This window comes from Pelomicrobium sp. P1 (assembly GCF_052805615.1).
Window position 1 is genome coordinate 1 of sequence record NZ_JBRBEM010000028.1, and the last position, 9778, is coordinate 9778.

Genomic DNA, 9778 nt, shown 5'->3' on the forward strand with positions numbered 1-9778 from the left:
CACCACCGTCTCGACCCACCCAACGCTCATTCCTGGGGCGAGCAAAAATTCGCCAGCGCAAGAGGGAGGGTTTTGACAGGAAGCGCGGCACCCGCACTGGTTACTACGAGTGCAAACTCGAGACCCGGGCGGGCGAAGTGAAACCCTAGGTGCCGAAGACCAGGCGGCTCGCCTTCGAGAGTGCCTTCATCGAGCGCTACCGCTCGAGGGAGGCCTCGGTCGAGGAGCCCTGATCGAGAAGTATCTCGCGGAGGTGTTGGTGCGTCGGGTCGAAGATATTACCGAGGCTTTATGGGGCACGGGGGTGTCTCCCGGCACGGTCTCGAATCTCAACAGAAGAGACAAAGGACATCGAGGCCTGGCGCAGCCGCCCGATCGAAGGCGAGTTCCCGTACCTCTTCCTCGATGGCATCGTCTTGAAACGCACCTGGGCCGGCGAGGTGCGCAATGTCTCGGTACTCACCGCTATCGGGGTCGGAGCCGACGGCTACCGCCGGGTGCTCGGTATTGTCGAGGGTGCCAGGGTACTGGAGAGTGGCTGAGCGAAGCGAAACGTACCGAACAGTGTAGCTCACTGGTGAGCTCAAGCGCACCGTCGCTACGCCTACAGGGCCCTTTCCCGAAACGCCCCGAGCTAACGCCCGGCATTTCCCCAGGAATCGCGAAGGGTGACGGTGCGGTTGAACACCGGCCGTCCGGGCGCGTGGTCGCGCAGGTCGGCGACGAAGTAGCCGTGTCGCTCGAACTGGAACCGCTCCTCGGGCTGGGCGGCGGCGAGCAACGCGGCGACCTCGTCTGCGGTCAGGACAACCGGAAGGTGCTCCGGCCGCTTCGCCCGCACCACGCCGTCCAGCCAGCCAGTTCAAGACCCGGCACCTCGCGATAGAGGAAAGAGCAGCGCCGACAGTGCCTGGTTCTGCGTGGGGGCCGACACTCTGCGCTGGACCGCCAGGTGATTGAGGAATGCCGTGACCTCTGCCCCGCCCAGCTCCGAGGGGTGCCGCTTGCCGTGGAAATATATGAAACGCTTACACCAGTGGATGTAGGCCTCCTCGGTCCGGCGGCTGAAATGGAGCCGCCGGATGGCACCACGCAAGCCTGGCGCGCCCAAGACTGGGGGGGGAACTGCCGCCGGCCGAGGTCGGTGCACACTTCGAAGTGCCGGTGTGCCTTGCCGACGGATCCATGGTCACACGGCAGTACTCGCTCGTGATAGATCCCGGGCGCCACGATATGTACGAGATTGCCGTGCTTTGCGAGAGCGGCGGCCGCGGCGGTTCGCGGACGATCCATGAGATCTGGCGGATCGGCACGCAGTTGCGTGTCGCGCCGCCGATCAACCATTTTCCACTTCACCCCGATTCGCGCCGCGCGTTAGTTTGTACGGGACGCTCGTTGCAGGCTTAGGCGGCATGCAAACCATATCAGCGCTCGCGCGGCTGACATTTTTTTTCATTTCACCCTTGCCTTTCAGACGGGCTGAGACCCTCCCCGGCCACCGACTGCTGCTCGATAGACTCCATTGGTATTAATTGATACAATTTTTGTATCATTAGAAACAAGACGAGGGAAGGGAAAATGAGCGCCCTTCTGGAACAGGCGCGGAAGACCGACCTGCGCAGCCGGGAAAGCCGGGTGCGGCTCGCCCGCCTGGTGGTGGCCCTATTCGACCGCTGGGGCCTCTCCACCGCCGACCAGGCGGCCTTGCTGGGGCTTTCCCCGGATTCCCGGGCCACGCTGGCCCGCTACCGGCGGGGAGAACCCCTCGCCGACCAGGCGGACCTGATCTCCCGGGCGGGGCATCTGCTGGGCATCCACAAAGCGCTGCGGATCCTCTTTCCCCACGACCGGGAGCTCGCCTACCGCTGGGTCACCGTGCCGAACCGCCGCTTCGACCACCGCACGCCGCTGGAGATCATGAAGCGATACGGCTACGAAGGCATCCTGGCGGTGCGCCGTTACCTGGACTTCGAACGCGGCAGGTAAGGTGTTCGGCGAGCTGATCGGCGCCGTGGTGGACTACCACGGCGACCTGGTGCGCAACATCGCGGGCATCCGGGTCGCCCAGGCGCTTTTCGACGACCTCTCCGGGGACGAGGCCGACCAGGCAGTGGCGGTGGCGGCCGAATCGGCCGGCCGGATACCCAGCGCCGCGCCCCTCATCACCCGCCCCTTCGATTACGGCGCGGTGATCACCTACCCGTTCGTGCCCCAGAACTGGCACGCCACCCGGTTTTCCGACGGATTGCGCTACGGGGTCTGGTACGGCTCCCTCGCTTTGGAGACCACGGTCTACGAGACGGTCTATCACTGGCACCGGTTCGTGACGGACAGCTTTCCCGCGGAGGATCGGCCGATCCGCGGCGAGCGGCGGGTGTTCGACGTGCGCTGCGACGCCATCCTGGTCGACCTGCGCGGCAAGGAACGACGCCATCCGCAGCTCGTGGACCGGAAGGATTACGGCTTCGGGCAAAGGCTCGGGCGTTACCTCAAAGACCAGGGCCAGAACGGGCTGCTGGTCCAATCGGCCCGCTGCGACGGGGTCAACGGGGCGGTCTTGCGGCCCGAGGTCCTCTCAAACCCGAGGCAGCGGTGCTACCTCACCTATCTCCTCAATCCCGTGGAAGACCGGGTAGTGGTGGAACGCACCCCCGGTAGGCGCTGGCTGGCGATCCAGCCCTCAACCCTCTACTGAGGAGATGGGACGCTCCGAAGCCGGCCGCTCCTGGCCCGCGGGGGACAAATTCGGCCTCTGGGACAACGCCTTCCGGTCGAGCCAGTCGAGGGCCTGGCGCACCGCTTCGGGGCTTTCGCACTCGATCGCCTCCTGGGCGAGACGCTCCAGCTCGGCGCAGGACGAGGCGCGCAGCACCTGGCGCACCCGCGGCGCCAGGGCGGGACTCATGCTCAGCTCCCGCGCCCCCAGACCCACCAGCAGCCGCGCCACCACCGGGTCCCCCGCCGCTTCCCCGCACACGCACAACGGGCGGCTCGCCGCCGCAGCCGCCTGCACCACCGCCCTCACCGCCCGCAGCACCGCCGGGTGCAGAATCGAGCAGTCCTCGAACATCTCCAGGGCGTTGCGGTCGGCGGCGAGAACGTACTGGGTGAGGTCGTTGGTGCCGACGCTCACGAAGTCCACGTGCCTCAAGATCTCCCCGATGGTGAATACCGCCGAAGGCGTCTCGATCAGCGCCCCGACCGGGGGCAACTTTTCCAGCCCCGCCTCGGCGGCGACCGACCGCAGCACCGCCAGCGCCCGCTGCAGGTCCCCAGCCCCCAGCACCATGGGAAACAGGATGCGCACGTCGTGGCGGGGAAAGTTTTCCAGGATGGCACGAAGCTGGGTGCGGAACAACTCCTCGGCCGCCAGGCAAAGGCGCAGGCCCCGCAGCCCCAGGCTCGGGTTGACGGGAAAGCGGGCGGCTAGGTACGAGGGATTCTTGTCCGCCCCCAGGTCCAAGGTGCGCAGCACCAAGGGGCGGCCGCCCAGCAGCTCCGCCGCCAGGCGGTAGGCGTCCCGCTGGCGCTCGAAGCCGGGCGGCTCGGGCTCCCCGAGGAACAGGTATTCGGTGCGGAACAAGCCGACCCCGTCCAGGTAATGCCGCGCCACTTCCGCGGCCTCATGGGGCCGGGCGATGTTGGCGTAGAGGCGGATGGGCACGCCATCCCGAGTGACGCACGCCTGGCGCTCTTCCGCCGCGGCCATGGAAGCTGCCCGTTCGTAGCGCTCCTTCAGGCCGGCGAAATGGGCCGCCTCCTCTTCCGAGGGGACGATCCAGACCATGCCGGCTTCCCCGTCCACCAGGAGGCGCGCGCCCTCCTCGATCTCCGCGGTGGCGTCCCGCACCCCGGTCACCGCCGGCACGCCCAGGGATCGGGCGAGGATTGCGGCATGGCCCGTCCAGCCTCCCCGCTCGGTCACGATGGCCGCCACGCGATCCCGGTTCAGCTCGATCAGGTCGGAGGGAAGGAGCTCCCGGGCGACGAGGACCGACTCGGGCGGAAGATCCGCCAGCCCAGGCCCGGCGTGGCGGGCGAGATGCCGCAGCACCCGGCGCCCCATGTCCCGCACGTCCTGCTCCCGCTCCCGCAGGTATTCGTCGTCTACTTTCGCCAGGGTCTGCGCGAGGTCGGAGATCACGGCCCGGCAGGCCTGCTCCACGTTCACCAGGTCGCGGGCCACCTGCTCCTTCACCCGCTCGACGAATTGCTTATCCCGGAGGAATGCCAGGTGGGCCGTGAAGATGTCCGCCACCTCGTGGCCCAGCTCGGCCATCACCCGCGCCTGCAGCTGCTCCAGCTCTTCCCGGGAGCGGTCCAGGGCCTGCTGCAGCCGCCGGTGCTCGGCGTCCACCTGGGCGGGCTGGATGCGGTATTGAGGCACGGAGAGCCGGGCGGCGCCCTGCACCACCGCCCGGCCCATGGCATAACCTGGAGAGAGGGGCTTGCCCCGGATGACCTTCATGGGACAGCCGATACGATAAACTTGCCCGGGTCGGGGCCTGCCGCCCCGACCCGATTTTCAGAAGAAGACGCAGCGCTTCAAAGAAACGACCCTACGGTGAGGTCGCCTTTCTCCTTTTTCAAGATCGTCCTCAGGCTAGGCTCAGGGGCTGGCCGAAGCGGTAGACGGTACGCTTGGCTCGCTCGCCGGACACCGGCAGAGGCTCCACCGGGCACGGCGGCTCCCGGGTGCCGTCGGGGTTGAGGGTGGCGTCTTCCGCCACTTCCTTCCAGATGCCCCCGTGCACCGGGCGGAACATCCACATGAGATAGCCGCGGCGGGCGGCGAGCCCCAGGAGCTCGTCCGCGTCGGGCGCCTCGCTCACCACCACTTCCATGCCGTGGAGGCCGTAGGGAAAGGCGCCGAAAGCCTGCAGGCATTCCAGCGCTTCCTGGGAATCGGCGCCGGGACGGGTGCAGGAGGGGCGCTCCGCCCGCGCCAGGTCCCACGCCCCCAACTCCCAGGCGGCTTCCAAGGCCGCCTCTTCCAGGTCCCGGAGCCGGGTCCAGCGGTCGTTGATCTGCAATGCCGAGCTGGGGATGGGGGTATAGCGCACCACCTCCGCCTCCTCCAGGGGAGCGAGCTTCTCCCGGATGAAGCCGTGCCAGTGCAACGTCAGAATGACGGGCGTGTCCGGGCAGGGCACGGCCGCCATGGTAATGGCGAACAAGGGGTGCGGCGACATGGCCATCTGCTCGGAAATGCGCTCCAGAATTTCCATGGCGTCTTCTCTCCTGCTAACCCACCACAGAATTTCTTAGCAAGTTTGATGCCCAAAGAGGACGGAAATTCCGCGGAGATGGAAAAGGGAACCGGCCAAAAGCCCGGGTCCTTGGCATACACTTCCCGCTACCGGTTTCGCCTTCCATCCCATCACCATGAAAATTAAACCTTCCCCTCCCGCATCCCGCAAGAGTCCGGCGCCCACCCTTGGCAGCGAAGCCGAGGGGCTGCTGCGAAGGAGCCTCGCCGCCGTGTGGCATCCCTGCACCCAGATGAAGCATCACGAGTGGCTGCCCCTGGTGCCGGTGGCCCGGGGCAAGGGGGTGTGGCTCTACGACTTCGACGGGCGGCGCTATCTGGACGCCATCAGCTCCTGGTGGGTGAACCTGTTCGGCCACAGCCACCCGAAGATCAATGCCGCCATCGCCGAACAGTTGGAGCGGCTCGAGCACGTGATCCTCGCCGGCTTTACCCACGCGCCGGCGGTGGAGCTGGCCGAGCGGCTGAGCGCCCTGGCGCCCGGACGGCTCGGCCACTGCTTTTTCGCCTCCGACGGCTCCTCCGCGGTGGAGATCGCCCTCAAGATGAGCTTCCACTACTGGAAAAATACGGGTCTGCCGGCGAAGAACGGTTTCGTCACCCTGGCCGGGAGCTACCACGGGGAGACCCTGGGAGCCCTCTCCGTGGGGGATGTGGCCCTCTACAAAGAGACCTACCAGCCCCTGCTGCGTCCCTGCGGCGTCGTGCCTTCCCCCGACAGCCGGCTCGCGGCGCCGGGGGAGAGCGGGGAAGCCTGGGCGCTGCGGGCAGCCGCTGCCCTGGAGCGGCACCTGGAGCGGCACCACGGGGACATCGCGGCCCTCATCGTCGAGCCGCTCGTGCAGTGCGCCGGGGGCATGGCCATGTACCATCCCGCGTACCTCGCCCGGGCGCGGGTCTTGTGCGACCGCTACCAGGTGCACCTGATCGCCGATGAGATCGCCGTCGGTTTCGGGCGCACCGGGACGCTTTTCGCCTGCGAGCAGGCCAACGTGACGCCCGACTTCCTGTGCCTCTCCAAGGGGCTCACCGGCGGCTATCTGCCCTTGTCGGTGGTCCTCACCCGGGAGGAGATCTACCAGGCCTTCTACGCCGACGAGGTGCGGGCCGGCTTCCTCCACTCCCATTCCTACAGCGGCAACCCCCTCGCCTGCCGGGCGGCGCTCGCCACCCTGGACCTCTTCGAGCAGGAGAATGTGCTCGCCGCCAACCGGGACAAGGCCCGGTTCATGAACGAGGCGGCGGCGCCCCTCGAGGCCCATCCCCGGGTGCGCAATTTCCGCAACACCGGGATGATCTGGGCCTTCGAGGTGGAAGGCGCTGGCCCCCAGTTCCCCCGGGAGGTCTTCCGCGAGGCCCTCGGTCGCGAGCTGCTGCTGCGGCCCCTGGGGGCCACGGTGTACTACATGCCGCCCTATGTGATCGAGCCGGAGGAGATGGCATTCCTGGTGGAGGGCACCCTGAAGACCCTGGACGCGGTATGCGGCTGAGCTTCCTGGGCGCCGCGGGGGAGGTGACCGGCTCCTGCTTCCTGGTGGACACCGGCGCGGTACGTTTCCTGGTGGACTGCGGGCTTTTCCAGGGGGGGCGGGACGCCGAGCGGAAAAACCGGAAGGCCCTGGCCTTTGGGCCGTCCACCGTCGATTTCGTCCTGCTCACCCATGCCCACATCGACCACTCGGGGCTGCTGCCGCGACTCGTGGCCCTGGGGTTCAAAGGCCCCGTGTACGCCACCGGGGCAACCGTTGACCTGCTGGCCGTGATGCTTCCGGACGCCGCCCATATCCAGGAAAAGGAAGCGGAACGCGCCACCTACGAGCGCCGCACCCGGCGCGGGAAGGGACCGGACGCCGCGCCCCTGTATACCGTGACCCAGGCCCGCGCGGCGCTGCGCTGCCTTCGCCCGGTGGAGTACGGGACGCCGGTGCAGCCCCACCCGTCGGTGCGTTGCCTCTACCGGGACGCCGGCCACATCCTGGGCTCGGCCAGCATCGAAATCACCCTGGACACCCCCCGCGGAAGCCGTCGAATCGTCTTCTCCGGCGACCTGGGGCAGCCCGGGCACCCCATCGTGCGGGATCCCACACCGGTCACCCAGGCCGACGTCCTGGTGGTGGAGTCCACCTACGGCAACCGCTGCCACAAGGGCATGGCGGAAACCCTGGAGGAGCTGACCCAGGCCATCGTGGACACTATCGCCCATCGTCAGGGCAACGTGATCGTGCCGGCCTTCGCCGTGGGCCGCACCCAGGACCTGCTGTTCCTGCTGGTGGATCTGCACCACCAGGGGCGGCTGCCGGCCCTCGACGTCTACGTGGACTCCCCCATGGCCCTGGCAGCCACCGAAGCGACCCTGCGCCACCGGGACCTGTTCGATCCCCAGGCCGCTGCCACCCTGGAGCGGCTGCGCAGCGCCAAGACGGACGGGGTGCGGATTCACTTCGTGCAGGAGGTGGAGGAGTCCATCGCGCTGAACCGGATCCACCACGGCGCTGTCATCATCTCGGCGAGCGGCATGTGCGAAGCGGGCCGCATCAAATATCATCTAAAACACAACCTGCCCCGGTCCGAATGCGCGATTCTCATCACCGGCTTCCAGGCCGCCGGGACCCTGGGACGCCGGCTGGTGGACGGGGCCAGGCGGGTGCGGATCTTCGGCGACGAGGTGGCGGTGAAGGCCCGGATCTATACCATCGGGGGCCTCTCGGCTCACGCCGATCAGGCCGGGCTATTGGCCTGGTTGGCCCATTTCCAGCGTCCTCCCGCGGCCACCTACATCGTCCACGGGGAGGCGACCGCCGCTGCGGCGCTCCAGGAAGCCATCGCCGCGCGCCTGGGCTGGAACGCCAGCATTCCGGGTCCTGGGTCCGTAGAGAGCCTGTTTTCATGATCAGCCTCCGCTCGTCGATGAACCGCAACCCGGCCGCTTTCCGCTTCATCGGCGCCCTCCTGGCCTGGGCGCTGGCAGCCCTCGGGCTTGGCGCGGGAACCGCGGCCTCATCCCCCTTGCCGCCCCCCGTCCGGCAAGCCCTCGCGGCCGCAGGAATTCCCCGGGAGAACGTGGCCTTGTTCGTCCAGCCGGTGGCCGGCCCCGGGCCTCTTCTCGCCTGGAACGCGGACACCCCCATGAACCCCGCCTCCACCATGAAGCTCGTCACCACCCTGGCCGCCCTGGAGCTGCTGGGGCCCGCCTACACCTGGAAGACCGAGGCGTACGCCGGCGGTCCGGTGGCGGAAGGGGTCCTGGACGGTCCCCTGGCGATCAAGGGTTACGGGGACCCCAAGCTCACCCTGGAGCGGCTGTGGCTCCTGCTGCGGGAGGTGCGAGCCCGGGGGGTTCGCGTGATCCGGGGCGAACTGGTGCTGGACCGCACCCATTTCGCCCTGCCTCCCGCGGACCCGGGCGCCTTCGACGGCGAGCCCTACCGCCCGTACAACGTGGAGCCCGACGCCCTGCTCCTCAACTTCAACGCCGTGCGGGTGAGCTTCGTGCCCGAGCCGGCGGACGGCCGGGTGCGGGTGTACGCCGAGCCCCATCCGGAAGGGCTGGAGATCGAAAACCGGCTGAAGCTCGGCCCCGGCCCGTGCCGGGACTGGGAGCCCCGCTTCCACGCCGCCATCGCCAGCGACTGGACCCGGGCCCGGATCGTGTTCGACGGGCGCTATCCGCAAGACTGCGGGGAAAGAGCGGAAAGCTTCTCCGTGCTGGCGCACCCGAGGTTGTTCGGTGACGTGTTCCGGCAGCTTTGGACCGAGCTGGGGGGGCGGCTGGAGGGCGAAGTGCGGGAGGGCCCGGTGCCCGAGGGCTCGCGCCTTCTCGCCGCCAGCGAATCCCCGCCCCTGGCGGAGATCGTGCGGGACATCAACAAGTTCAGCAACAACGTGATGGCGCGCCAGCTCTTCCTCACCCTGGGCGCCTACGGCTTCGGCCCGCCGGCCACCCCGGAGACCGCCGCCCGGGCGATCAAGGCCTGGCTCCTCCAGAACCGCCTGGAGTTCCCGGAGCTGGTGGTGGAAAACGGGGCGGGGCTCTCCCGCGTCGAGCGCGTGAGCGCCCGCCACCTGGGGGAACTCCTTCTGCGCGCCTGGAACTCGCCCGTCATGCCGGAGTTCGTGGCCTCCCTGCCGCTCGCCGGCGTGGACGGCACCCTCAAGAAGCACATGCGCGCCAATGCCTTCAGCGGCCAGGCCCATCTCAAGACGGGTTACCTGGAAGGGGTGCGCGCGATCGCGGGCTACGTGCGGGACAGCGCCGGGCAGCGCCACGTGGTGGTGTGCTTCATCAACCATCCCAACGCGGGCCGCACCCGGCCGGTCATGGAAGCGGTGGTCCACTGGGTGCACGAAGGCGGCCGCCGCTGTTGCGGGGAGCACTAAGAAGCTTTCGAAACGAGGGCTGTCCCTCCAAGGCAAATGGGGAGCAGCGAAACAAGGCCTACGCCGCCCAAACGGACCGGTCCGTGATACGTTAGCTTCTGCGCTCAGTCGAACGCTTCAAAGTCCAAACTC

The 9778-nt window shown here is 68.1% G+C and carries 9 protein-coding genes and 1 pseudogene; 6 read left to right on the forward strand and 4 right to left on the reverse strand.

Translation table 11 applies throughout. The features are described 5' to 3' along the window. Positions 1 to 275: 275 nt before the first annotated feature. Positions 276 to 542, forward strand: coding sequence for a transposase (locus tag ACUVYZ_RS17135; protein WP_446033092.1), 267 nt, complete (start codon positions 276 to 278; stop codon positions 540 to 542). Positions 543 to 634: 92 nt separating this feature from the next. Here ACUVYZ_RS17135 and ACUVYZ_RS17140 read toward each other — a convergent pair. Continuing rightward, positions 635 to 778 (reverse strand): annotated as a pseudogene (locus ACUVYZ_RS17140) (hypothetical protein); the annotation flags it as partial. 84 nt (positions 779 to 862) lie between these two features. Beyond that, on the reverse strand, positions 863 to 1150 hold the full coding sequence (locus ACUVYZ_RS17145) for a site-specific integrase (RefSeq protein WP_439935656.1): 288 nt from the start codon (positions 1148 to 1150) through the stop codon (positions 863 to 865). A gap of 428 nt (positions 1151 to 1578) precedes the next feature. On the opposite strand from ACUVYZ_RS17145, the gene ACUVYZ_RS17150 reads away from it, so the two are divergent. After that, positions 1579 to 1986, forward strand: a complete 408-nt coding sequence (locus ACUVYZ_RS17150) for an MbcA/ParS/Xre antitoxin family protein (RefSeq protein ID WP_439935655.1) — start codon at positions 1579 to 1581, stop codon at positions 1984 to 1986. Between the two features lies 1 nt (position 1987). After that, positions 1988 to 2695 carry an RES family NAD+ phosphorylase gene (locus ACUVYZ_RS17155; RefSeq protein WP_439935654.1) on the forward strand — a complete coding sequence of 236 codons (708 nt, stop codon included), beginning with the start codon at positions 1988 to 1990 and terminating at the stop codon, positions 2693 to 2695. On the opposite strand, the gene ptsP is transcribed toward ACUVYZ_RS17155, so the two are convergent. Together ptsP and ACUVYZ_RS17165 are read right to left on the reverse strand one after the other, a co-directional pair. Beyond that, positions 2681 to 4468 (reverse strand): phosphoenolpyruvate--protein phosphotransferase, encoded by a 1788-nt coding sequence (gene ptsP, locus ACUVYZ_RS17160; protein ID WP_439935653.1) that lies wholly within the window; start codon positions 4466 to 4468, stop codon positions 2681 to 2683. The genes ACUVYZ_RS17155 and ptsP overlap by 15 nt on opposite strands. A 130-nt stretch (positions 4469 to 4598) precedes the next feature. After that, a complete protein-coding gene (locus ACUVYZ_RS17165; RefSeq protein ID WP_439935652.1) occupies positions 4599 to 5228 on the reverse strand; it encodes a diguanylate cyclase in 630 nt (209 codons plus the stop codon). Positions 5229 to 5385: 157 nt separating this feature from the next. On the opposite strand from ACUVYZ_RS17165, the gene ACUVYZ_RS17170 reads away from it, so the two are divergent. Genes ACUVYZ_RS17170 through dacB form a run of 3 tightly spaced genes read left to right on the forward strand, consistent with a single transcriptional unit; the run spans position 5386 to position 9646 of the window. Then, positions 5386 to 6759, forward strand: coding sequence for an adenosylmethionine--8-amino-7-oxononanoate transaminase (locus tag ACUVYZ_RS17170; protein WP_439935651.1), 1374 nt, complete (start codon positions 5386 to 5388; stop codon positions 6757 to 6759). Further along, a complete protein-coding gene (locus ACUVYZ_RS17175; protein ID WP_439935650.1) occupies positions 6750 to 8159 on the forward strand; it encodes an MBL fold metallo-hydrolase RNA specificity domain-containing protein in 1410 nt (469 codons plus the stop codon). The genes ACUVYZ_RS17170 and ACUVYZ_RS17175 overlap by 10 nt, the downstream gene beginning before the upstream one ends. Then, a complete protein-coding gene (gene dacB / locus ACUVYZ_RS17180; RefSeq protein ID WP_439935649.1) occupies positions 8156 to 9646 on the forward strand; it encodes a D-alanyl-D-alanine carboxypeptidase/D-alanyl-D-alanine endopeptidase in 1491 nt (496 codons plus the stop codon). The genes ACUVYZ_RS17175 and dacB overlap by 4 nt, the downstream gene beginning before the upstream one ends. Positions 9647 to 9778 lie beyond the last annotated feature (132 nt).